This window comes from Anaerostipes stercorihominis, assembly GCF_057535655.1.
The window spans coordinates 21,848-45,841 of the sequence record NZ_BAAJCL010000017.1 but is presented as its reverse complement, the minus strand read 5'-3'; the positions used below and the strand labels follow the sequence as shown (position 1 = coordinate 45,841).

General features: G+C 37.8%; 24 protein-coding genes. 20 read left to right on the top strand and 4 right to left on the bottom strand.

The genetic code is table 11. The annotated features are described in order from the left end of the window. Window positions 1–169 precede the first annotated feature (169 nt). On the bottom strand, window positions 170–1,255 hold the full coding sequence (locus tag AC27EF_RS12500) for a pyridoxal phosphate-dependent aminotransferase (RefSeq protein ID WP_487111104.1): 1,086 nt from the start codon (window positions 1,253–1,255) through the stop codon (window positions 170–172). A 121-nt stretch (window positions 1,256–1,376) separates the two neighbouring features. Here AC27EF_RS12500 and AC27EF_RS12495 point away from each other — a divergent pair, with 121 nt between their 5' ends. From AC27EF_RS12495 to AC27EF_RS12465, 7 genes are all read left to right on the top strand, one after another. Next, on the top strand, window positions 1,377–4,511 hold the full coding sequence (locus AC27EF_RS12495) for a DUF5717 family protein (RefSeq protein ID WP_487111103.1): 3,135 nt from the start codon (window positions 1,377–1,379) through the stop codon (window positions 4,509–4,511). Window positions 4,512–4,516: 5 nt separating this feature from the next. Next, on the top strand, window positions 4,517–5,557 hold the full coding sequence (locus tag AC27EF_RS12490) for a DUF5716 family protein (RefSeq protein ID WP_487111102.1): 1,041 nt from the start codon (window positions 4,517–4,519) through the stop codon (window positions 5,555–5,557). Then, complete coding sequence (locus AC27EF_RS12485) at window positions 5,550–6,350, top strand: tetratricopeptide repeat protein (RefSeq protein WP_487111101.1); 801 nt, start codon at window positions 5,550–5,552, stop codon at window positions 6,348–6,350. The genes AC27EF_RS12490 and AC27EF_RS12485 overlap by 8 nt, the downstream gene beginning before the upstream one ends. Beyond that, a complete protein-coding gene (locus AC27EF_RS12480) occupies window positions 6,325–7,320 on the top strand; it encodes a hypothetical protein (RefSeq protein ID WP_487111100.1) in 996 nt (331 codons plus the stop codon). Before AC27EF_RS12485 ends, AC27EF_RS12480 begins: the two co-directional genes overlap by 26 nt. A gap of 58 nt (window positions 7,321–7,378) precedes the next feature. Then, window positions 7,379–10,018, top strand: coding sequence for a valine--tRNA ligase (locus tag AC27EF_RS12475; RefSeq protein ID WP_487111099.1), 2,640 nt, complete (start codon window positions 7,379–7,381; stop codon window positions 10,016–10,018). 314 nt (window positions 10,019–10,332) lie between these two features. After that, window positions 10,333–10,830, top strand: a complete 498-nt coding sequence (locus AC27EF_RS12470; RefSeq protein ID WP_487111098.1) for a hypothetical protein — start codon at window positions 10,333–10,335, stop codon at window positions 10,828–10,830. A 12-nt stretch (window positions 10,831–10,842) separates the two neighbouring features. Then, window positions 10,843–11,394 (top strand): VanZ family protein, encoded by a 552-nt coding sequence (locus AC27EF_RS12465; RefSeq protein ID WP_487111097.1) that lies wholly within the window; start codon window positions 10,843–10,845, stop codon window positions 11,392–11,394. A gap of 58 nt (window positions 11,395–11,452) precedes the next feature. Here AC27EF_RS12465 and AC27EF_RS12460 read toward each other — a convergent pair whose 3' ends face one another. Genes AC27EF_RS12460 through AC27EF_RS12450 form a run of 3 tightly spaced genes read right to left on the bottom strand, consistent with a single transcriptional unit; the run spans window position 11,453 to window position 12,662 of the window. Beyond that, complete coding sequence (locus tag AC27EF_RS12460; protein ID WP_487111096.1) at window positions 11,453–11,920, bottom strand: hypothetical protein; 468 nt, start codon at window positions 11,918–11,920, stop codon at window positions 11,453–11,455. Between the two features lie 20 nt (window positions 11,921–11,940). Further along, a complete protein-coding gene (locus tag AC27EF_RS12455; RefSeq protein ID WP_487111095.1) occupies window positions 11,941–12,312 on the bottom strand; it encodes a DUF6120 family protein in 372 nt (123 codons plus the stop codon). 26 nt (window positions 12,313–12,338) lie between these two features. Beyond that, a complete protein-coding gene (locus tag AC27EF_RS12450) occupies window positions 12,339–12,662 on the bottom strand; it encodes a PadR family transcriptional regulator (protein ID WP_487111094.1) in 324 nt (107 codons plus the stop codon). A gap of 319 nt (window positions 12,663–12,981) precedes the next feature. Between AC27EF_RS12450 and AC27EF_RS12445 the strand changes: the two genes are divergently transcribed. The 13 genes from AC27EF_RS12445 to pyrF all read left to right on the top strand — a co-directional run bounded on the left by AC27EF_RS12445 (window position 12,982) and on the right by pyrF (window position 23,994). Beyond that, window positions 12,982–13,179: a hypothetical protein gene (locus tag AC27EF_RS12445; protein ID WP_487111093.1), complete on the top strand. Its 198-nt coding sequence runs from the start codon at window positions 12,982–12,984 to the stop codon at window positions 13,177–13,179. 88 nt (window positions 13,180–13,267) lie between these two features. Continuing rightward, complete coding sequence (locus AC27EF_RS12440) at window positions 13,268–13,669, top strand: hypothetical protein (protein ID WP_487111092.1); 402 nt, start codon at window positions 13,268–13,270, stop codon at window positions 13,667–13,669. A 254-nt stretch (window positions 13,670–13,923) separates the two neighbouring features. Next, on the top strand, window positions 13,924–15,132 hold the full coding sequence (locus AC27EF_RS12435; RefSeq protein ID WP_487111091.1) for a bacteriocin-associated integral membrane family protein: 1,209 nt from the start codon (window positions 13,924–13,926) through the stop codon (window positions 15,130–15,132). Between the two features lie 6 nt (window positions 15,133–15,138). Further along, window positions 15,139–15,765: an ABC transporter ATP-binding protein gene (locus AC27EF_RS12430; protein ID WP_487111090.1), complete on the top strand. Its 627-nt coding sequence runs from the start codon at window positions 15,139–15,141 to the stop codon at window positions 15,763–15,765. A 445-nt stretch (window positions 15,766–16,210) separates the two neighbouring features. Next, window positions 16,211–16,462 carry a transposase gene (locus tag AC27EF_RS12425; RefSeq protein ID WP_487111089.1) on the top strand — a complete coding sequence of 84 codons (252 nt, stop codon included), beginning with the start codon at window positions 16,211–16,213 and terminating at the stop codon, window positions 16,460–16,462. Between the two features lie 288 nt (window positions 16,463–16,750). Continuing rightward, window positions 16,751–18,385: a hypothetical protein gene (locus AC27EF_RS12420; RefSeq protein ID WP_487111088.1), complete on the top strand. Its 1,635-nt coding sequence runs from the start codon at window positions 16,751–16,753 to the stop codon at window positions 18,383–18,385. Between the two features lie 15 nt (window positions 18,386–18,400). Continuing rightward, window positions 18,401–19,240 (top strand): ATP-binding cassette domain-containing protein, encoded by an 840-nt coding sequence (locus tag AC27EF_RS12415; RefSeq protein WP_487111087.1) that lies wholly within the window; start codon window positions 18,401–18,403, stop codon window positions 19,238–19,240. Beyond that, window positions 19,216–19,869: a hypothetical protein gene (locus tag AC27EF_RS12410; protein WP_487111086.1), complete on the top strand. Its 654-nt coding sequence runs from the start codon at window positions 19,216–19,218 to the stop codon at window positions 19,867–19,869. The genes AC27EF_RS12415 and AC27EF_RS12410 overlap by 25 nt, the downstream gene beginning before the upstream one ends. Window positions 19,870–20,099: 230 nt before the next feature. Then, on the top strand, window positions 20,100–20,294 hold the full coding sequence (thiS, locus tag AC27EF_RS12405) for a sulfur carrier protein ThiS (protein WP_487111085.1): 195 nt from the start codon (window positions 20,100–20,102) through the stop codon (window positions 20,292–20,294). Window positions 20,295–20,344: 50 nt separating this feature from the next. After that, window positions 20,345–21,115: a thiazole synthase gene (locus AC27EF_RS12400; protein WP_487111084.1), complete on the top strand. Its 771-nt coding sequence runs from the start codon at window positions 20,345–20,347 to the stop codon at window positions 21,113–21,115. Between the two features lie 2 nt (window positions 21,116–21,117). After that, the gene (gene thiH, locus AC27EF_RS12395; RefSeq protein WP_487111083.1) at window positions 21,118–22,287 is read left to right on the top strand and encodes a 2-iminoacetate synthase ThiH; all 1,170 of its coding nucleotides are present in this window, start codon (window positions 21,118–21,120) and stop codon (window positions 22,285–22,287) included. Window positions 22,288–22,339: 52 nt separating this feature from the next. Then, window positions 22,340–22,999 carry an HAD family hydrolase gene (locus tag AC27EF_RS12390; RefSeq protein ID WP_487111082.1) on the top strand — a complete coding sequence of 220 codons (660 nt, stop codon included), beginning with the start codon at window positions 22,340–22,342 and terminating at the stop codon, window positions 22,997–22,999. Window positions 23,000–23,070: 71 nt separating this feature from the next. Continuing rightward, window positions 23,071–23,994 carry an orotidine-5'-phosphate decarboxylase gene (pyrF, locus tag AC27EF_RS12385; protein WP_487111081.1) on the top strand — a complete coding sequence of 308 codons (924 nt, stop codon included), beginning with the start codon at window positions 23,071–23,073 and terminating at the stop codon, window positions 23,992–23,994.

Below are 23,994 nucleotides of genomic sequence, written 5' to 3'. Positions count from 1 at the left end.
CCCAATTTGGATTAGTCTCAATGTTAGATTACTACACCAAAAGGTGTGTTACTTGTTAAGTTGATTAAACCGCCGTATACGGAACCGTACGTACGGTGGTGTGAGAGGTCGAAATTTCTCGCCTAAGAGGAATTTCTCCTACTCGATTGTGACTGAGGAAGCGTTTGGTTTAGTTTGTGAGGAGGTTCAGAAGGAGATCGTTTTCTTCTTTTTTGCGAATACAGAAACGAATGTATTCGCCGTGAAGTCCCCGGAAGCTTGCACAGTCTCGAATCATCAGTCCATGCCGGATACACCGCTCGAACATGGCAAAGGATGAGGTGCCGTCCAACAGTCGGATCAAAAGAAAGTTGGCATAGGAAGGATAAGTCTTGAAAGAAGTACAGGCTTTGAGGATATCCAGACATCGGCATCGCTCGCTGGAAATATAGTCTCTTGTCGCCTGAATATAGTCGGTATCCATAAACATGGAACCTCCTGCCAGTGCAGCCAGAGTGTGAATGGTCCATGGATCTTTGATGTTATTCAGTTTTTCTAAAAAGTTCAGATTTCCGCAGATTCCGTAGCCCAGACGCAGCCCCGGAGCGGCAAAAAATTTTGAGGTTCCGCGCAGCACCATAAAGTCATCAAATTGATCAATGAGAGAGACTGCGGAGATTGTCTCAGGATCAGGAGCGAATTCTACATAAGTCTCATCAATCAAAACAAAAATTTGATGTTTTCGGCAGTGAGTTAAAATCTCAGAGATTTCATCAATGTGTAACGCGCTGGATGTGGGATTATTGGGGTTGCAAAATGCAAATAAATCAATATCATCCGTAAGCTTTTCTTTTAAATCTTTCAAATTTAATTGAAATTGATCTTCTTCTTTTAGATAATATTCTTCCGCGCGCCCGCCTGTGAGAGTGATCTCTCTTGAATATTCAGAGTAAGTGGGAGAGAGCAGCAGTGCACGCTTAGGGGAGAGAAGCTGCATGGTCAGACGAATCATTTCAGTTGCTCCATTGCCGACCATAATGTGTTCGGCAGGTACTTTACAGTACGCTGATAAAGCAGAGCGCAGCTCTTTGTAATCCCGGTCCGGGTATTCCGTGATGGAATCAATATGTGCTATCATACTGTTTCGGAGCTGCTTGGAGATACCCAGAGGATTCACATTTCCGCCAAATGGAATGATCTGGTCTTTCTTGATTCCATAGTATTCTTCGATTTTTTCTAAATCACTTCCGTGAAACTCTTGCTTTTTTTCTGACATGGTATTCCTCTTTTCCTTTCATAATGTGTCGAAATTTGCTATAATTGATTTTATCACAGATGTAAGATTACATTTATTATACTCACAAAATCTTTTGATTGGCAAGGAGCAGAAACAGATTATGTCAGAATCGTTGGAAAATTTTATGAATCTTGTGAAAAGAGATCCTAAGAAAGCGAAAGCACTCTTCTTTTCTGATACATTTAAAGAAGAGTATCTTAAGAGGGAAGAAGAGCAGGGACTTTATCATCAGCTGCTGCTGGGACGCAACAGAGAACAAATTCTGGAAGAATTTTTAATAAGTGTGGGAGAAAAGAAGCCGGCACAATTAAAAGCAGTGAAAACTCTGTACCAAGTAGATCTGTTTCATTTCGATGAACCGCTGGAGATCGTGGTGAAAAAAGAAGGCTGGGGATATCTGGTAGGGAAAGCAGAGACCACCGGCAATTTTACCTCTGTGAAGAACGGAATCTTTTCGGGAGAGGATTTTGAAGATGGACAGATTCGCTTTTATGTAGAGTTATATCATCTTCCAGAGGATGGTGCCAGGGATAGTTTGACGATTCAGACAATGTATCAGACCATTTCCATTGAGATTGTGTACCATGAAAAGAAAACGGAGCGGCAAAGAGAAGAGCAGTCCAGAGAAAAGAAACTTTTTGAATTATATATTGATTTTTGTACCGGCAAAATTTCGCTCCCTGTTTTTGTGGAGCGCGGACATATGGTTTTGCAAAAAATGCCCGATCATCCAAAGAAGAACAGTATCTATAAATTGATGGAACTGCATTTGGATATTCTTGCGAAGGAAGATGTATCCGGGAGAATGCCGGATGCATCAGAATATAAAGAATATCCTATGATTCTATCGTATGTTCTTTATTTACAGGCGCTTTATGAAAAAGATTCAGACAGCATTGCCGCAGCTGTTTCCCAGATCAGAGAAACGTTTGAGCATTGCGGGCAAACGACAGCAAAAGGGTTTTTGTTCTGGTTTCTGATGCAGTTAGATCAGGATCTGGCACAGGATTTCAACGTGCAAATGGAACAGATGAAAGAGCTGTATCAGGAAGGAGTAAAAAATCCGCTGCTTCGATTTGAGGGATGTTGTGTGATCGGTGAGCAGCCGGAGCTGATGCATCGTATCGAATCTTATGAATTGTGGCTGTTAGAGTTTGGTGCGGGTGAGCGTCTGCTCAATGAAAAACTCATTCAAAGGATCTGTTTTCTGCTTTCCAGAAAGAAGATTTTTTCAGAAGAAGTGCTTTGGATGCTGCTTTGTGTTTATAAAGAATATTCTAGTTCGGATATCCTTCAGGCAATTTGTGCATGGATGATCCAGGGGAACTGCATGGATGAGGATTGTCATCCGTATTATGAGAAGGCGCTGCAGCAGGGAATTCAGCTGATCGGACTCCAGGAAGCTTATTTAAGAACAATTCCGGATACGCAGTATCCGATTTTGCCGGAAGAGATTCTCCGGTATTTTACTTACAGCAACAGTTTAAGCAGGCAGGAACAGGGCGCGTTCTATGCAAATTTAGTAAAAAACCGCAGAAAATATCGAAAAGTGTTTCAAAATTATGAAGAATTGATCGGTGTATTTCTGAGAGAGGAATTAAAAAGAGGGCAATTAAATCATCATTTACTCCTTTTGTATCATTACTATTTTGAAGAACTGCTGGAGGATGAAGCTTCCAGAGAAGACTTGGGCAATATTATATTTTATCAGGAACTGGTATGTGAAAATCCTTTTGCACAGAAAGTGGAAATTTTTCAGGAATGGAAAAAAGATTCAGAGCTCGTTTCTTTACAGGAAGGGGCTGCGTATATTGAAGTATTTGATCCTCGGGCATCGTTTGTTTTCCTCGACCAGGAAGAGAATCGCTATGTGGGTTCCGTTTCTTATCAGAAAAAATATGTATGGGGGAAGGAACAGATTGCAGCCTATTGTAAGAGGGCTGCGGGAACCAATCCGCACTATTTAATGTATTTAGGGGCGGAACTGGGAAAAAAGGACGTGCTGACAGAAGAGGATTTTCCGGTTGTGTTATCGGTGTTGGAGACCAATAAATTAAAGGATTCTTTTCAAAATAAAATATTTGAAAAGGTTTTGGACTATTATTGGAAAAACGGAAAAGAAACACAATTAAAAGAAGCTTTGGCTCATGTGGATTGGAAGCAGCTTCCGGTTGAAAACAGAAAGCATATGATCGAGTATTTTATTGCCGGAGGATTCTACGAGGAAGCGCTGCGTGGAGTTGGACAGTATGGTTATCATTTTTTAAAACCCGAATTGCTCAAAGATTTGTGCCTGCATGCTCTGACAACGTTAAGTACGAAGAGATCTGAAGTATTAATTGGAATGTGCAGCCGGGCTTTTGATCAAGGGCAGGAAAATAGTGAGATCATCGGATATTTGCAGAAATATTTTCACGGAACAAAAGAACAAATGCTCAAGGTTTTTTATGCAGGTGAAAAAATAAGCATGTATATGAAATCCTTTGCAGAGAGTGTTCTGAGAGCTTGTGTGGATGAAGGGATGGATGGAACGGAATTTCAGGTCTTTTCCAGATATTTAAAGCAGGCAGGAGCAGACGAAACATTAATTGACGCTGTCTTGGTAGAGTATGTTTCATTGGTATATCAGACCGGGCAAAAGATGCCGGAAGAATTTTACGAGCTGATCGGCAAAAAAATTGATGCGGACAAGATGGACTGGATGTACCAATGGCTGTATTTAGAATATTATCGGGATCACAGAGAAGAACGATCAGAATCGGTTTTGCGCAGAGTAAGAAAAATTTCAGATGTTCAGATTCAGACAGGAAATGTAGTTCCAATCTTATTTGAGTATTTGGATATCTTAAAGCTTCCAAAATATTTATGTGCCAAAACCTTTGTGGAATATCGTGCGGAGGAAGGGAAGGAATTAACGTTTTATTACGCCAATTCCAGAGGCAGCCGGTTTTATGAGCTTGCAATGAAGGAATTGCTGCCCGGATATTATGTAGTTTCTACCGTGATGTTTGCAGATGAACTTTCCGATTTTTTTATTACAATCCCGGGAGAAGAAAAACGCAGGAGAAAAGATATTAAAATCACAGATCACATTAGAAACAGCAGAGGAAGCCGATTTTATGAACTGAATGAAATGCTGAAGAATCAGCATCAGGATTTGAATCAGGGAGCAATGGAGCAGTATGAAATAAAACGGAGAATGGCAGAATTTATAAAACCAATGTTAGAGGATTAGTAAGAATGCAGACGGCAATACATTTTGAACATGGTCTGGCATATGCTTGTGTGTTGGATCAGGAAAAAATAATAGAAGAAGAACCGGTTCGATTCCGCGGCTCATGGCTGGATGTTGTGTTTCACGCTCTGGGCAGCAGAGGAGAAAAGACGATTGGGATTGTTGCGGACGATATGACGCCTCAGGTGTTTCAGAAGGCGGAGGAAGAGTGCAGGCAGCATGGAATTGAAAAGGAACGATTTAAATTCTATACAAAAGAAGAAGCGATTTTGGGATTTCTTAAGTTCCATAAAATGGATTTTAGGAGAGGAACGATCGTATTTTTTGATGATACAAAGGAACGCTTTATTTGCTATAAGGTCCGGGAAGACAAAGGAACGATTGTCGTGGAGAAACAGGACTGTACGCAGGAAATGGGAGATTCCCGGTCTGCTTCGGAAAAAGATCAGAATTTTTTGAAAATTATTCAAGGTCTTTTGTCTGCAGATGTTGTTGCTGCCGTATATTTGACCGGGAGCGGATTTGATGCCCGATGGTATGAGCAGTCTGCAAAATTACTTTGCAGGGGACGCAGAGTTTTTCTGGGGAAACATCTTTATGCCTGCGGAGCCGCATACTTAAGCGGCAAGGAGATTTTAAACACGCACGGTGAGGATGCGCTGATTCTGACGGATTCGGTGGTAACCTGCCAGATTGGGCTTGTGGTACATCATCACGGAAGAGATATCTTTTGTCCGTTGATCAAAGAAGGAAAACCATGGTTTGAGAGCAAGGGAATGCTGGAGATTTTTGTTTCTGGAAGGAATGGTTTGGTGTTTGAATTGAGAAGTCCTGCCGGAATTAAACAGGCATCTATACGTTTTATGATGGAAGGGATGAAAAAGGATCCCAAAGTGGTTTATAAATTGAAGATTGAGGGAGAATATGTAACGCCGGATCAGTGCAGATTGAAAGTGTATGATCTCGGTTTTGGAAAACTGAGAGAATCCAGTCATCAAGTATGGCAGCAGGTGATTCGTCTGGAGAAGGGGGATTTTCATGAGTAAAATTGTTTTATGTGAGACACAGGAAGCCTCTGTTTCTTACCGTATTGAGAAAATTAATCAGACATTTCAAAGCTATGAGGAGTTTTGCTGGCTGTTAGAGCATTATCTGATTTTCTTTTTGACGGAGGGATTGGACCATTCGTTGAAAGCGTATTTAAAAGAAGAATTAAATCTTTCAGTAAAGAGCGACGATACGGTGCAGCAAGTGAAAGAGATTGTAAATTTTCGCAATTATTTTAATGCGGATGAGAAGATTTTGTTTCAGCAGAAATTAAGAACCACATATTTGTATTCCGCAGCCAGAAAACAAAAACTTCTCGCGGATTTGTATCTAAAACACCAATTGTATTTAAGTGCACTGCTTGCGTATCAGAAATTATGGAAAACGGCAGGTCAGCTAAGGCCTTCGGAGAAAGTGGAAGTATTATATCATATGGGATTATGCCAAAGTCGTATGTTTTGCTTTGAGGAGGCAAAGGAATGTTTTCAAAAAGCCCTGATGCAAAAAGAGCAGAAAGAGATTCAGGAGGCATATTTTACGGCTGCCTATCTTTCCGGGGATTATCATTCGTTTGTGGAGGATGGAAAGAAGATTTCATTTTCAGAAGAACGATGTAAAGTCATTTATGATAACATAAAACAAAGGGAGCAGGAAATTCGGGAGCAGGAATCATTTGTAAAACTTCGAAAAATCGATTATCATAGAAAGAAAGCAGATGATATTATGACAAGAAGGCTTACAAAAGCGATGTTAGGGAAGTGGAAGGATGAATACAAAGCAGAGATTATCTGAAGATCTTGAAAACAGCAGGGAGATTCAGCTGGAAAAGAGATTTGTGGCGCTTTATGAAAATGAAATTCAGAAAATTGATGATCAGAAGGAAGATCTTTTGCAATTCATGAAACAGGAACCGGGAGAGCGTGCGGAAATTGAAGATGCTGCGAGACAGTATTATCGGGTATTTGCCAGAGAATTCTATGAAGTTTCTGAGGGAAGAATCAGTGATGATGAATTCTTAACCCTGTGGGAGAGAGAAGAAGAGCTAAAGCAGGGGCTTCACAGCATTCACTCATTGGAGGGTGAGAAAAAACAATTGGAAAAAGAGTTAGAACATGTCCGCCGGGATGAGGCAGAACTTGAAAAAACCATCGGCGGGGCCAGAGAGAAGAAAAAAAATCAATGGGCGATTTTTTTGTCTTTTTTATGTATGGGAGTGGCGGCGCTGATCTTTGCCGTTGCAGTCACCATTCGTTTTCGAATTCCGATTTTACAGTATCTCTGGCAATCAGCAGCAGTATTTGTCATTGTTTTGCTGTTGCTTGGCATTTTATTTCAGATGCAGAAAAAGGCAGCCGAAAGTGTCAGATTGTATGAAATGATGAACGGGCATAAAAACAGTTCCAGAAGGAGACTTGAGAATAATCAGCAGGAGATTGCCAATGATTTGAAATATTATTATGAAGAATTTGAAGTTCTATTTGAATATATATCGGAAGAACAGTGGAAATTATTTGATTTTTGTGTTAAAGTGTCAGCCAGACTCCGATTTTCGGGAGAGATTTCAAAGGAAGCGGAGAAACTGGAGCGGATACTGAAAAAATATCAGTGGAAGAGTGCAAAGCTATGGATGTATTATCCCAGGGCTTTGTATGATCCGGGAAAGAAAACAACATGTCTTGACACACTGCTTCAACGAAGAAACCGATGTGAGCAGATGCTGATCAAGCATGAGAAAATAATTCAGGAAAGCGGTCTCGATTGAGACCGAAGTTGAGAAACATTGTATAAAAGGAATAAATTTTTAATAGAGGAGTTTTGACATGAAGAAAGAATTAGAAAAAACCTATGACCCGGGCGCCATTGAAGAGCGTCTGTATCAAAAATGGCTGGATCACAAGTATTTCCATGCAGAAGTGGATCACACAAAGAAACCATATACCATTGTAATTCCGCCTCCGAATATTACCGGGAAACTGCATATGGGGCATGCGCTGGATGAAACACTTCAGGACATTTTAATCCGTTTTAAGAAAATGCAGGGATATAGTACTCTCTGGCAGCCGGGAACAGACCATGCAAGTATCGCTACAGAAGTAAAAATTATCAATGCCCTAAAAGAAGAGGGAATTGAGAAAGAAGATCTTGGAAGAGAGAAGTTTTTAGAGCGTGCATGGGAATGGAAAGAAGAATATGGGGGAACTATTGTAAGTCAGTTGAAGAAACTGGGTTCCGCCTGTGACTGGGACAGAGAACGTTTCACCTTGGATGACGGATGTTCTGAGGCAGTAAAAGAGGTCTTTATTAAATTATATGAAAAAGGCTATATTTACCGTGGGTCCAGAATTATCAACTGGTGTCCGGTGTGTCAGACATCTATTTCCGATGCGGAGGTAGAATATAAAGATCAGGAAGGACATTTCTGGCATATTAAATATCCGGTGGTTGGAAGTGAGGAATATTTGGAGATTGCCACCACCCGTCCGGAAACGATGCTTGGAGATACTGCGGTGGCAGTTCATCCGGAGGATGAAAGATATGCCCATCTCATAGGAAAAATGTTAGAGCTTCCATTATGTAACCGGCAGATTCCGGTAGTTGCAGATGAGTATGTGGATCGGGAATTCGGAACCGGTGCAGTAAAAATTACTCCGGCACATGATCCCAATGACTTTGAAGTGGGAAAACGTCATCATTTGGCTGAAATCAATATTTTAAATGATGATGCAACCATCAATGAAAACGGCGGGAAATATCAGGGAATGGATCGGTATGAGGCAAGAGAAGCCATTGTGAAAGAATTAAAAGAGCAGGGGTATCTTGTAAAAATCAAGAAGCATGAACATAATGTGGGAACCCACGACCGCTGCAAGACGACGGTTGAGCCGATGATCAAGCCGCAGTGGTTTGTAAAGATGGATGAGCTGGCGAAACCTGCCATTGAGGCGGTTAAAAACGGTGATTTAAAATTTGTTCCGGAGCGTTATACCAAAACATATCTGCATTGGCTGGAAAATATTCGTGACTGGTGTATTTCCAGACAGCTTTGGTGGGGACACCGCATTCCGGCATATTATTGTGATGAATGCGGAGAGGTCGTTGTAGCAAGAGAAGAACCTCATGTCTGCCCGAAGTGCGGATGTACTCATCTTACACAGGATGAAGATACGCTGGATACATGGTTCAGCTCCGCTTTATGGCCGTTCTCAACTTTGGGATGGCCGAGACAGACCGAAGAATTGGATTACTTTTATCCGACCAATACGCTGGTTACCGGATATGATATTATTTTCTTCTGGGTAGTAAGAATGGTATTTTCAGGTTATGAGAATACAGGAAAATGCCCGTTTGATACGGTACTAATTCATGGATTAGTACGTGATGAACAGGGCCGTAAGATGAGCAAATCCTTGGGGAATGGCATTGATCCTCTCGAAATCATTGCAGAATATGGTGCAGATGCACTGCGCTTTACACTGGTGACAGGAAATGCACCGGGAAATGATATGCGTTTTTCTGAAAAACGTGTCATTGCCAGTCGTAATTTTGCCAATAAAGTCTGGAATGCATCCAGGTTTATTATGATGAATCTGGAACAGGCAGAGTTTAAAAATGTAGAATTAAAAGATTTAACCAGTGCAGATCAATGGATTTTATCAAAATTAAATACATTGGCAAAAGATGTGACAGAAAATATGGAAAAATTTGAACTGGGAATTGCCGTTCAGAAATTAAATGATTTTCTGTGGGAAGAATTCTGCGACTGGTATATTGAGATGGTGAAACCGCGTCTGTACAATGATGAAGATGAAACCAAAGCGGCTGCTTTGTGGACTTTGAATACGGTTCTTACAGAAGCGTTAAAACTGCTTCATCCGTATATGCCGTTTATTACCGAAGAAATCTACTGTAATCTGACAGACGAAGAGTCCATTATGCTTGCCAAGTGGCCGGAATTTAAGAAAGAATGGAATTTTGAGGAAGATGAGAAGGCAGTGGAAACAATCAAAGAAGCCGTTCGGGGAATCCGAAATATTCGTGCCCAGATGAATGTATCTCCAAAGAAAAAGGCACAGGTATATGTCGTATCCGAAAGTCAGGAAGTGCGGGATATCTTTGAACAGGGGAAAGTGTTCTTTGCAACTTTGGGATATGCCAGTGAAGTCTTGATTCAAGATGACCAGACAGGCATTGGAGAAGATGCGGTATCTGCCGTGATCCCAAATGCGGTGATTTATATGCCATTTGCGGAATTAGTAGATATCGAAAAGGAAAAAGAACGTCTTGCAAAAGAGCAGAAACGTTTGACAGGAGAGATCAAACGCTGTGAGGGTATGCTTGGAAATGAAAGATTTATAAGCAAGGCACCGGAGGCAAAGGTACAGGAAGAAAAAGATAAGCTGGCGAAATATCAGCAGATGTTAGCACAGGTAAAAGAGCAGTTAGAAAGAATTGCAAAGTAAATAAAATAAAAAACAAAACGGTTTCAAAAAGCTGGTCTTTTTGAAACCGTTTATTTTTTTGGAGAACCGAAATGTTTTATCAGCTCTTCTTAATTATTATAATATTTGTAATGTTTAATACAATACCTAGATGAAAAAAATAATTGTTGACAAATGATAAAGGTAAAAGTAAAATAGAATCCAGAATAATTATTCTATGGAGAAATAAAATTAGGGTAAATACGAATTTTGAAAGGAGGAAATGGTGTATATCATTAAGAAAAGGAATTTGAAATAATATATTAAAAAGAGTTTTAAAAGGAGAAATTGTAAATATGAAGATAGTGAAAAGATGGAAAATGGCAATTGTTATAATATTATGTACATTAGGAGGGACGATAACTTCTTTTAGCACAATTCCTGTTTCAGCATCGAATGAAGAGAAAGAAGATTATCAAAGACAAGAAGAAATTGTGAAAGCGCAAGAATCTGATATTATGCCTTGTGGAGAAATTAGCGGGAAAAAATATTCTTTTGCATATGATTTTAAATACTATGTTAATTTAGCGGTAAACGCCAGTTTGTCTAAACCTAATATAACGGTTCATTTATCTACCACGAATTCAGGAGGGGAAGATTATATTTATTTTACGGCATATAAAAATAAATTATTTGGAGGAACTAAAAAAGGTGAATTGAAATTTAAAGCAAGTGGAAGTTCTACAAAAGTAATGAATTTAGCAAAAGGAGATTATTCTTTCCGTGTTCGTAAGTCTGAAAAAAGTCCTAGGAAGAAGGCGGTTATAGGAACCGGTTGGATAAAACAAAATTAGAAGGAGAAATATATGTCTTTTATAAATGAAATATTTGCAGTTGTTTTTTTTATGATTTTTTCGATTTTTATCATTGTTTTATTTCAGTTAAAGTATCATTGGGATGTTTGTGAGCTGTTTCAAAATATAATATGTATGATGATGTTGACCGGGGTTTTGACAATAACTTTATTCCCTGTTCCGTTGGGAAAAGAGGATGTTTCATTTTATTATGCGTCGAATTTCATACCGTTTCATTCCATATTAGGATATATATATGATGCAGCCCATGGAATATATCATGGAGTGAAAGTTCAGCTTCTGGGTAATATCGGTTTGTTTTTGGTTGTGGAACTTATTTTATGCTGGGTTTTTAGACTGTCATCCTGGAAAAAAGCAGTTGCGATAGGGTGTGGCTTTAGTATTGCCATAGAGGGACTGCAGGGAATTTTGGGAATGATGTTGGGAGTGTTTTATCGCTCAGTGGATATAGATGATATCATTTTGAATACAATAGGATGCATGATTGGGTATGGTTTGTATTCTGCAATTACAAAAAATAAAAAGCAGATTTTGGAAAATTAAATCCGTTCAGCTAGAAAAACGGTTTCAAAAAGCTGGTCTTTTTGAAACCGTTTGAATGTTATGATAATTTACCGGATTTACTACAGGTTAGTTTTACAGTGCGTGTTAAACTTTGTATATAACTGCCGTCTTGATATTTTTTTGCAGTAGCAGTAGCTGAAGCGGCAGCATTTGATTTTGCTGCGGATGTCTTTGTAATTTTCCAGTTGCTGTTTGGGCAGGTAGTAGATACCGTTGCTTTGGTACATTTGGCAGAACTTCCGTTATAAGTAAAGGTACCGGTCACAGTGACAGACCAAATGGTTTTGCCGGAACTGCTTTTATAAGTATTGGTTTTACGTCCGCTTTTAGTGGAAGATGCAGAAAACAGCAGAACATCAGAGCTTTCTTCTATGGTTGATTCCATATAGCTGCCATCTTCGAAGGTCTCAATTGTGACAGTATTTGATGTGTCTTCTGCCATAATAGGAACACTGTAAAGTAAAATACATAAAAATGTGAGAAAAAATATTTTTAAATGTTTCATCCTGAAATTCCTCCCTAAAGTTAAGGTAATTCTTCGATTGTAGTATCTTCATGAATAATAATAGTATCTCTTGCATCTAAATAGGATTGGTATACTGTATAAGTGCGGTAAGAAAAGAAAGCAATTATTATAATAAAAATACTGATCAAAAAAATACGAATATTATTTGCTAAATTTGTCTTTTTTAATAAATAATCGTCTTCAACACTGTCATAATAGCTGAGTACGATTTCTTTTGGAGAACCAAAATTCTCTACTAATTCTTCATAAGAAAAATCAGGAAAATCAATAGAAAACTCCTGAATGCGTTCTTTTAATTTTTTGATAAACTGTCGTTCATATTTTCCGTAAACAGGAAATAGTCTTCGGCAGTTTTTTAAATACTGATTCATAAATCCTCTCCTTAATGGTTTGAAAATCATTCTCTGGGTCCAAGAATGGATTGAATTGCATCAATCATTCGGTAATAGTCTTCTGTCAATTTAGATAAATGCTCTTTTCCGGCAGTTTCCAAATGATAATAAACTCTCGTCTGGCGTTTTCCTACCAATTCTTTGTAATCAGAAATAAATTTTTGATCTAAAAGTTTATACAAAATAGGATACATGGTTCCCTCGGCAATTTTAATTTGTCCGTTGGAACGTTTTTGAATCGATTGAGTTAACTGATATCCATAACAGTCACCTTCTTCTAAAATTTTTAAGAGAAGCATCTCAATTCTATATAGGTTGCGATTGGCCATATCGTAATCCCTTTCTAATGTAATATATATTTATTATAATATTATGTAATTTAAAAGACAATACATAGATGAAAATAATAATAGTTGACAAATGGAAGAAATAAAAGTAAAATAGAACTCAGAATAATTATTCTATGGGGAGATAAAGGTTTGAACAATATGAATTTTGAGAGGAGGAAGTTGATGAAGTGTTTTTAAAAAACAGAAAATCCATATAATACAAAAGGTGGTCAACCGATTCTGTAAAACAGACTGTATTATATAGATGTGACAGGTATAACAAAAATAAAAAGAAAAGTGAAGCGAAGGGAGAAAAAATATGAGGTCTACTATTTCAAAGTTTACTCAAATTAGTATTTGTAGTGTGATATTAGCATTTGTCTTAATTAGTAATGTGTTGGCGGGTTCCAAAAAGTTAGATGCTTCAGGGCAAGTAAGAACGACAATTAAGGCAACTCATAAAAATCCAGTGGTTGTGGAAAAATCAGGATATAAAAACTTCCAAACAGTAAAATAGTGAAATGTTTATCTAACATTAATATCTTATGGATGAAACAGTGTATTTTATCCATAAGATATCTTTTAAAATAAGGAAGATTCAGAATATGAAAAAATTATTTAATTTAATTGGACTTTTTACGGTATTTTTTACGATTCTGTTTTTTTGTTATCTTGCAGATAAAAAATATACAATTCAAAGTACGCAAAAAGAGTATTTTTTTAATTTGTCTCATTATATTACAGATGAGAGATTAGAAAGTTTAGCAGAAAAAAGTGATGTTACAATACAAATTAGGGAGTTTAAGAATGCAAGCTTTGGGCATAAACGAATGAATATCACATTTCTCCATCCCAAAGGAAAATTTAAAAGTGGAGTACAGCCAAGTATTTTTCCAAAGGAAAAAGTCGTATATCGAAGAAGAAATTTAAAGAAAAGAGCAAAGATCCAATATTTTTCAGTGAAAGAATCCAATGAAGAGAAAGTACAAAATCTGGAAAATTGTTGAAAAAGGATGGCTTTGAAACGAGTTTGGATGCAGAATCCCCGCATCCTTTTGGTGTTGCTATGCTGTTCAATATATTAAATGTAAAGTTTTTTTCGCAAATCTTTCTTTTAGCTGTTTTTTGTATTGTGTCCTATTATGTTTACCGGTCAAAAGAAATTGGAATTTTAAAATTATACGGATGGGGTACATTTCGCATTTCCTGCCGGATGTTTCAAACGATGTTCATTCATACTGCAGCATTGGCTTTAGGAGGCATGATTTTATTTGGAGGATATGTTTTAAAAGCCGATATTTCTATGCTTTTGATTTATCTGAAATTATGTGTTTATATGCTGGGATTTTTGTTCTTGGTTTATATGGTATCAGTGCTATTCGGAAGTTTTTTTATATCAAGAATTTATATTGCCGATGCAGTAAAGAATAAGAAAAATTATGAAATAAATTTTTATCTGACATTAGCATTGAAGATTATAATTGTAATCTGTGTTATGACCAATGCCAAACAGTTTGTTCGTCAGATTCGTTATACAAAAAATGTAATTCAGGAAATGAAGCAACGGAATTCATGGAACTTCAGTTGGTTAAATACATCAACTGTGCCGGCTGAAAACATACAAAGAGAATTGGAAGCGGTCATTGGAAAGTTTTCCGATAAAGAGATATATAACTATACTCCACCGGAAGAATTATATCAAAATTCAGAACTTAAAAATGTTTCTACGGAAGAATTTACGGGAAATTATATGGAACTTTCCGATAATTTATGTGAAAAAATAAAAATTGTGGATACCAAAGGCAATCGAATCCGGACAGCAGATATGGAGGGCAGGACATGGCTTATGATTCCGGAGAAGTACAAAAAAGAACAAAAGCAGATAGCAGAAGAACTTGGAATTGAAAATGCCAAAATACGTTGGTTGAAAAACGGACAGATCTATGAGGATATTTTAACGCCGGGCTATTACGCAATGGACGTGGTTTTGTATGTACATCCTGTAAAGAAAGTTCTGTGGATGAACCAGGGAAGTGTGTTGTATTCGGAAAAAGGGGCAAATAAATTGAAAAAGGCAATTCAACAAAAAGGTATTGATTTTTCTGCAATGAAATTATACACACTGAAAAATGAGAAAGATATTTATGTTCGGGATGCAAAAACCGATTCATTGGAAGCAGGATTCCTTTTGGTAATGAATTTGTGTTCATATATTTTATGTTTGATGACAGTTTCTGTTATTTATTTGGAGTTTAGAAAGAAAGAGTTTGGAATCTACAGACTGTTTCATCGAATTCCCGTCTGTGCAATGTTAAAATTTTTATGCTTGAATGGAATCATTACCATAGCGGCAGCATTGGCGATTGGTGTTTCTGTTTGGATGTATCTGATGATGGAAGGTATGCTTTATGGAATCATGTTCTGGAAATATTTTAGAAAAAAAGCAATTTTGACATTGAAAGGGGCATAGGGGAAAATGGCATATATAGAAATGAAGCATATTAGAAAATCTTATGGAGATAAAAAAGTTTTAAAGGATTTTAATTTATCCGTAGAAAAAGGAGAATTTATAGGGATTCGGGGAGAAAGCGGAAAAGGAAAGAGTACTCTTTTGAATATTGCGGGACTTTTAGAACCCTGCGAAGGAGAAATAAAAATAGACGGAAATGCAGTAACTTCAAAGGATTATAAAAATTTGTTGAAACGATTTCATATTAAGATAGGTTATTTGTTTCAAAATTTTGCATTGATTGACGATACTTTTGTTTATGATAATTTGAAGATTGTACAAAAAAGATTTTCAAAAGAAAATCGAAAGAAGATAATGGAAGTATTATATAAAGTGGGTTTTTCGGAAAGTATACTGAAACAGAAGGTTTATCAATTATCGGGAGGAGAACAGCAAAGAATTGCTTTAGCTCGTATTATGTTATATGACAGTGATATTATTTTGGCAGATGAGCCTACCGGAAGCTTGGACCGAAAGAATAAAGAAATTGTAATGAAATTGCTTGTGAATTTGCAAAAAGAAAAACGGACGATTTTGATGGTGAGTCATGATGACGATGCGTTAAAGTATTGTTCAAGAACTGTTCAATTATAAGATTTCCGACTTGTCAAAAAATATCAATATGATAATCTACAAGCAGAGTGAACAAAGGGTTCACGAAGGGGTACACCACCATGGGTGAGAGCTTCTTCGTGGACCTTTTTTGATGTCAGGAAAGAGGTTCCTTTTCTATAGGGGAAATATGTCGATATTATTCTGAACGACAGTGACCCCTTGGAAGTGGTTGCATTTGTTGGAGGCGGCTGACAAAATTAAATATAGTTGAATAGGTAAGACTTAGATTAAGTTAAACTCAACATTTTCAATCATCATTTCATGAATGACACGAACAAGTTTGTGTGCTACATGTCCTAATGCATTGTAATGACGGCGGCCTTGTGAAATCTTAAGATGGTAATAATCCTTAAAGGTTTTATTTATTAAAGTTGTCTGCCATGCAGCATTTATAAGTGCATAGCGAAGAAGTTTAGAACCCCGCTTGGATCATCCGGAACTGCCACTTGGCAAGGCTGCTGAGAATCTTGGAGTCAGTGGATCTGCGCTGAAGAACTGGATGAAAGCAGCAAAGGAACATAAAGGCGAGGTTCCTACCTGTGGTTCCGCAAATTATGAAAGTGAAGAAGCAAAAGAGATTGCGAGATTGCAATGTGATCTTCTAAAATTTTTAAGAGAAGCATCTCAATTCTATATAGGTTGCGATTGGCCATATCGTAATCCCTTTCTAATGTAATATATATTTATTATAATATCATGTAATTTAAAAGATAATACATAGATGAAAATAATAATAGTTGACAAATGGATGAAATAAAAGTAAAATAGAACTCAGAATAATTATTCTATTGGAAGATAAAGTAAGGATCAATATGAATTTTGAGGGGAGGAAGTTGATGAAGTGTTTTTAAAAAACAGAAAATCCATATAATACAAAAGGCGGTCAACCGATTCTGTAAAACAGACTGTATTATATGGATAAAATTATGGTAGCATACTTGTTAGGAAAAGAAAAGGAGTCTTTATGAAGTTAATAAAAGATGCAAGACGGGTTTTTCTAAAATCCAAACTGCTGACATTTGCAACGGTTTTAGTTTATGGGTTTGCAGTCTGCTTTTTGCTTCGGTATTATAAATTGCCGTTAGGGTCAGATTCTATTACTTTGCCTCTGGAGCGAGCATTGAAGTTGTCTTTTATTTTGTTTCTGGCAACTCTTTTTATTAGTTATGAATACTATCTGAAGTTTCAAAAAGAAGGGATTGCGGAAATTGCAATTTGTACAGCCAAAGGGAAAAAACATCGACAGTTGATGGCAGCATTTTTTATTTTGACTGTATGGGTGTTTTTATTGTCTGCGATCATTATGGGAATTACCATTATAGAATATCAGTATTATCAGATTTCTGATCCGAATCATGAATATGTAATACATATTGTAAAGAATATCATAGTAAATATTTTCCTTATATTGCAGTTGGCATCTTGTATCGGGTTTTGCTTATCGAAGACGGAGAAGAGAATTTTTTCATATCTCGTGTTTTTGGTAATTGTATACTGTGTTTCTCCGTATCCTGAAAAGATTGCGGATGCACAGTGTATGGCAGGAAATATAAAAAACAGTATTTATCCAATCGTGGAATTTTTGAATATTATGCCATTGGTAAATAGCGGATTTTCAACCATCTATGCATTTGGGCAATCAATTTTAAGTTATAGGATTGCTTTGATTTTATTTTGGACTTCAATGGTAGTTTTTTTCATTCTCATGAGTAGAAAGTGTAGAATCTGCTATAAAATTGCGGCATTTATATGTTGTGTTATTTTTTTGGCAGGATATGCAATGCCGGCATCAAAAGTGAACATGAATAATAATCCGGACAATACCATGGCACATGATCAATATTATTATGAGACTGGCGTTGGTAAGGTGAAAAGAAAAGATGCAAATTATAAAATTACGGCTTACAATATGGATTTAAAAATCCGAAGGCAATTAGAAGCTAAGGTTTCCATGAAAGTAACTCGAAGTTTGAAAAAATATCTTATGACGTTATATCATGGATACAAAGTACGAAAAGTATACGATCAAAATGGAAAATCAATGGGGTATGATCAGAAAGGGGATTATATTGAAATCCGAGCAGAGGACAATATTAAAACCATTACAGTAGAGTATGAGGGATATAGTGCTGCATATTACTCTAATGCACAGGGAATTTATCTTCCGGGAGACTTTGCATATTATCCGAGAGCAGGGTATCTTCCGCTATATCAAAAAAGCCAAATGGCGATGACTTCCAATTTTGTATCAGAGGATACAAAATTCAAAGTTTCCATTGATTATCGAGGAAAAATTTATACAAATTTAGTAAAAAGAAAAAAAGATTATCAAGGAAAAAATGACGGGTGTACAATTTTTGCAGGGTTTTATAAAGAAAAAAACTTTGGAGACGGCAATCGAATGATTTACAATTACCTGTATGATGAGTGTTATACGGGAGAGGGTGGATTTGAAGAAGTGATACGGGAAGCTCAAAAAACATTAAAGGAGATGAAAAAGGATCATGTAACGATTTTTGTTGCGCCGAATGTAAATCAAACGAGAAATTGTGATCTTGGGCAGAAGCAAATCTTGTTGAGGAATAGTCCATGGCTTTAGATGGAGGAACGATATATGCTTGAAATGAAAAATGTGACAAAAAAATTTGGAAGAAAAGAAGTATTGCACCATATTTCTGCAAATTTAGAGAAAGGTACCTACGCTCTTTTGGGAGCAAACGGTGCAGGAAAAACTACATTGCTCCGATGTCTGGTTGGACTGTATGATGTGCAACAGGGGGAAGTACTGTGGAACCATAAAGCTATAAAAAAGGCAGAAGTACGACTTGGGTATCTGCCGCAAAAATTTGAGGGGATTCGGGATTTGACAGTGGGAGAATGTCTGGAATATTTTTCTGATCTTAAAAATATGAATTTAAAAAATATAGAAGAGGAAATCTCAAGAGTTTTGGAATTGGTGAATCTGAAAGAAAAAGAGAATACGAAAATAAAGAAACTTTCCGGAGGGATGTTAAGAAGGGTTGGAATCGCACAGGCATTGTTAGGAAATCCGGAACTTTTAATTTTTGATGAACCAACAACCGGATTGGATCCTCAGGAAAGGCTTCGATTTAAGAATCTTATGACCGGTCTTGAAAAAGAGAAAATTGTAATCATATCTACGCATATTGTAGAAGATATTGAAACTTTGTGTGATTATCTTCTTGTGTTAGATCAGGGGAATCTTTTGGGGATTCTGACTACAGAAGAAATCAGACAGCGGGCAGAACATAAAGTATATGAAATATTGCCGGAAGATGTGAAAAAGATCGTTGGAAAATATCAGGTGATTCGAGAATATCAAAAAGAAGATCAAGTAAAATGGAGAATTCTGACAAATGAAAACCAAGAATTTCCGGAACAGAAACCAACAGTCGAGGATGGTTATTTATGTATGATTTTAAAATTCGACTAAGAAAATGGCAGCTTTTTATAAAGGAACTTGGAGTTTGTTTTTATCTTCCTTTCTTAGTAAATCTCTTTTGCATTCCACTGATTGTCTGGCAGACATATCAGGTATATGGAGGACAGGAAGAAACAAAGCTTCAGATGATTCGATTTTCACAATATTTTACTCCGGTACTGGTTCTTTTGTGGGTTTTATTTTCCATGATAAAATATATTGAAAGTGATGGAAATGAAATTTACTTTGTGACGAAGGTGGTAAAGTGGAAAGAAATTTTATTTTTATATGTTCTTTATATTATTTTAAATACATGGCCTTTCTTAATATATGGGATTTTATTTCAAGGAGTGGGATTGGAATGGGTGCGGATTGTGCTGGAAACTTTTTTGTTTGTGGCGGCAGCCTATGCAATTGCTTTTTTTGTTAAAAATATTGCAGTGACGCTGGTAATTGTCTTAAGTTATGCTTTCGTATCAGTATTTCTGAGAGGTCAGACTTCGGCAGTTTATCTGTATTATGGTCCTTATGCTATGACAATGCAGGAATTGCAGTCCAAATATTTATGGATTGGAGCCGTGGGAATTTTATTGTTTCTTCTTGGAGTATGGAAGAATGGGCATATGAAAGTTTATCGTTGAAATAAGGCAGATTTTCGGCTTGACAAAAAAATATCAATGTGATAATCTACAGAAAGAGTGAACAAAAGGTTCACGAAGGGGCACACCACCACGGGTGTGAGCTTCTTCGTGGACCTTTTTTGATGTCAGGAAAGTGCTTCCTTTTCTGCATCAGAAACACTTCGCGCGGATGCATTGTGTCGGAGTGAAAGGTCACTGCAGAAACGACAGACACCGATAGGAGGAATTTCATGAAATTAAACGGAATTGAAAAACATTTGGAAGGTCCCGTGAAATTAAGTGATTTTTTAGTGCAGGAAGGGTTCCTGGACACAAGAATTGCTGTGGAGAGAAATGGGGATATTATTCCCAGGGGAAAATATGCCGATATTATTCTAAATGACAGTGATACTTTGGAAGTGGTCGCATTTGTCGGGGGCGGCTGACAAAAGAGTATGGATGGACAACGAAAAAGAAAAGCAAAAAGGAGAATGACATGAAACAGGATAAATTAATCATTGGAGGACATGAATTCCAGTCCCGGTTCATTTTAGGATCAGGAAAATATTCTTTGGATTTAATTGAGGCGGCAGTGGAACACGCAGGAGCCGAAATTATCACATTAGCTCTTCGCAGAGCCAACACAAACAATACGGCAAATATTTTAGATTACATACCCAAAGGAGTGACGCTGCTTCCAAATACTTCCGGCGCCAGAAATGCAGAAGAAGCGGTGCGCATTGCAAGGCTTGCAAGAGAAGTTGGATGCGGAGACTTTGTAAAGATTGAAGTGATTCATGATTCTAAATATTTACTTCCGGATAATTATGAAACAATTAAAGCAACAGAGATTCTTGCAAAAGAAGGGTTCATCGTTATGCCTTATATGTATCCGGATTTAAATGCAGCAAGAGATCTGGTCAATGCAGGCGCGGCGTCTATTATGCCGCTTGGTGCTCCGATTGGTTCCAACAGAGGAATCTGCACGAAAGATTTTATTCAGATCTTGATTGATGAAATTGATTTGCCGATTATCGTGGATGCGGGCATCGGGAAACCATCGCAGGCATGTGAGGCGATGGAAATGGGAGCCGCCGCAGTTATGGCAAATACAGCTATTGCCACAGCAGGAGATCTTCCAACGATGGCAGAAGCATTTAAAAAAGCGATTGAAGCAGGAAGAAGTGCATATTTGTCAGGTCTTGGAAGAGTTATGGAAAAAGGAGGAAGTGCTTCTTCACCATTGACGGGATTTTTGGAGGAGTAGAGATGATGGACATTAGAATAGATGAGCATACAAATCATATGGAGTATACACCGGATATGGAAGCAATTTCGTCTGATCTGATGGATCAGGTGGCTGCGGAGATTGAAACATATCATGCGGATGAGTATACAGAAGAGGATGTGAAGGCGGCAATTGAAGCAGAGCGCTGTTCATTGGAAAATTTTAAGGCGCTGCTCTCACCGGCAGCGCTGCCGCATTTAGAAGAAATTGCGAGGAAAGCTCAAATGGAGACGAGAAAACATTTCGGGAATTCTGTAATGATTTTTACGCCTCTTTATATTGCCAACTATTGTGAAAATTATTGTGTATACTGCGGATTTAACTGCCATAATCAGATTAAGCGGGCGAAACTTAATGCGAAAGAGATTGAGCGGGAGATGAAAGCCATTGCCGACAGCGGCTTGGAAGAGGTTTTAATTCTCACAGGAGAAAGTCCGAAAATGTCAGATGTAACATACATTGGCGATGCATGTAAAATTGCTCGGAAATACTTTAAAGTCGTGGGATTGGAAGTCTATCCAATGGATTCCAAGGATTATGCTTATCTCCATGAATGCGGTGCGGATTTTGTTACGGTATTTCAGGAAACCTATAATCCGGAAAAATATAAGACATTACATTTGGGAGGAAGAAAGCGAATTTTTCCTTACCGCTTCAATGCACAGGAGCGGGCGGTGATGGGAGGCATCCGCGGAGTAGGTTTTGCGGCGCTTTTGGGATTGGATGACTTTCGGAAAGATGCGCTGGCAACAGGGATGCATGCATGGCTTCTTCAGAGAAAGTATCCTCATGCGGAAATTGCGTTTTCTTGTCCGAGATTGCGTCCGATCATTAATAATGATAAAATTAATCCAAAAGATGTCCATGAACCCCAGTTGCTTCAGGTTATTTGTGCATATCGTATTTTTATGCCATTTGCAAGTATTACCATATCTAGCAGGGAATCTGCAAAATTTAGAAATCATATTATCAAGATTGCAGCTACCAAAATTTCGGCAGGCGTGAATGTTGGAATCGGAGGGCACAGTCAGGAGGAAGAAAAAGGCGACGAACAGTTTGAAATTGATGACGGAAGAACTGTGGATGAGATTTATCATATGATTGAGAAAAGTGGCATGCAGCCGGTTATGACAGATTATATTTATGTGTAAAGAAGATCGGGGGATATCAGGGCGTGAAGACAAAAGAAGGAGAAGCAAAGGTATGACGATGAAATATCAGGGGATCATTTTTGATTTTAACGGAACGCTGTTTTTTGACAATGATAAGCATGAGAGAGCATGGAATGAGATTTCAAAGCTTTTGAGAAACAAAGATATCACAGAGGAAGAACTTCACGGACAATTAAATGGAACACCGAACGTGCAAAACATTCGTTATCTGACGGATGGAAAAGCAACGCCTCAGCAGGAGGAAGAATATTCTCTTCGGAAGGAAGAGTATTATCGAAAGTTTTGCAGAGAGGACCGGAAGAATTTTCATTTGGTTTCCGGAACAGAAGAATTTTTTGAGAAGCTAAAACGGCAGAAAATTCCTTTTACCATTGCAAGTGCTTCAATCAAAGAAAACATTGACTTTTTTGTGGAATCATTTCATTTGGATCAGTGGATGGATCCGGAGTTGATTGTGTATGACGACGGAACTTATGAAAATAAGATTGCAATGTTTCAAAAAGCTGCAAAAAACATCGGGGTAAAAATGGAGGATATCTGCATTTTTGAAGATTCCCTTTCGGGTATCAAAAATGCTTATGAATCCGGCTGCCGTCAAATTGTGGTAATGTGTGAAAAAGAAAAGGAACAGCAATATCAGAGGATGTCGGGAGTCATTAAAACAATTCAGGATTTTCAGGGAGTTTCATAGACGAAACTCCCTTTTTATGTTAGAATAATCAGCAGTAAGCGGAAAGAAAAAAAGAGAAAAAGGAGATTTCGATGATCAATCAGTTAGTAGATAAGATTAAAAAATTAAATGCGCCGATTGTAGTGGGATTAGATCCAATGCTTGATTATGTGCCGGAGCATATAAAGAAAGCTGCATTCAAAACATATGGAGAAACTTTAGAGGGAGCTGCAGAAGCAATCTGGCAATATAATAAAGGAATTGTAGATCATATTTATGATTTGATTCCGGCAGTAAAACCGCAGATTGCAATGTATGAGCAGTTTGGGATTCCGGGACTTGCGGCTTTTCAGAAAACCTGCGAATATGCCAAAAGCAAAGGACTGTTGATCATAGGAGATATTAAGCGAGGGGATATTGGTTCCACCTCAAAAGCGTATGCCATTGGTCATGTGGGAAAAGCGGTAGTTGGAACTAAGGCATACAGCGGATTTTGTGAAGATTTTGTTACAGTGAATCCATATTTGGGAAGCGATGGAGTGCGGCCATTTATGGAGGTGTGCAGGGAAGAGAAGAAGGGAATGTTTATTCTTGTGAAAACTTCAAATCCATCCAGCGGAGAATTTCAGGATCAGAAAATTGACGGAACTGCGCTGTACGAACTGGTCGCTCGAAAAGTTGCCAGCTGGGGCGAAGCGCTCATGGGAGATTCTTACAGCTATGTTGGCGCCGTTGTCGGAGCTACATATCCTGAGATGGGAGAAGTATTAAGAAAAATTATGCCCAAAGCTTATATTCTCGTTCCTGGTTACGGGGCACAGGGAGGACAGGCAAAGGACTTAGCGCCATTTTTCAATGAGGATGGACTTGGTGCCATTGTAAATTCTTCCAGAGGAATTATCTGTGCTTATCAACAGGAAGCCTACAGCCGGTTTGGTGCTGAAAAATATGCGGAGGCATCCAGACAGGCAGTCCTTGATATGAAAGAGGATTTAAGACAGGCATTTATAAAATAG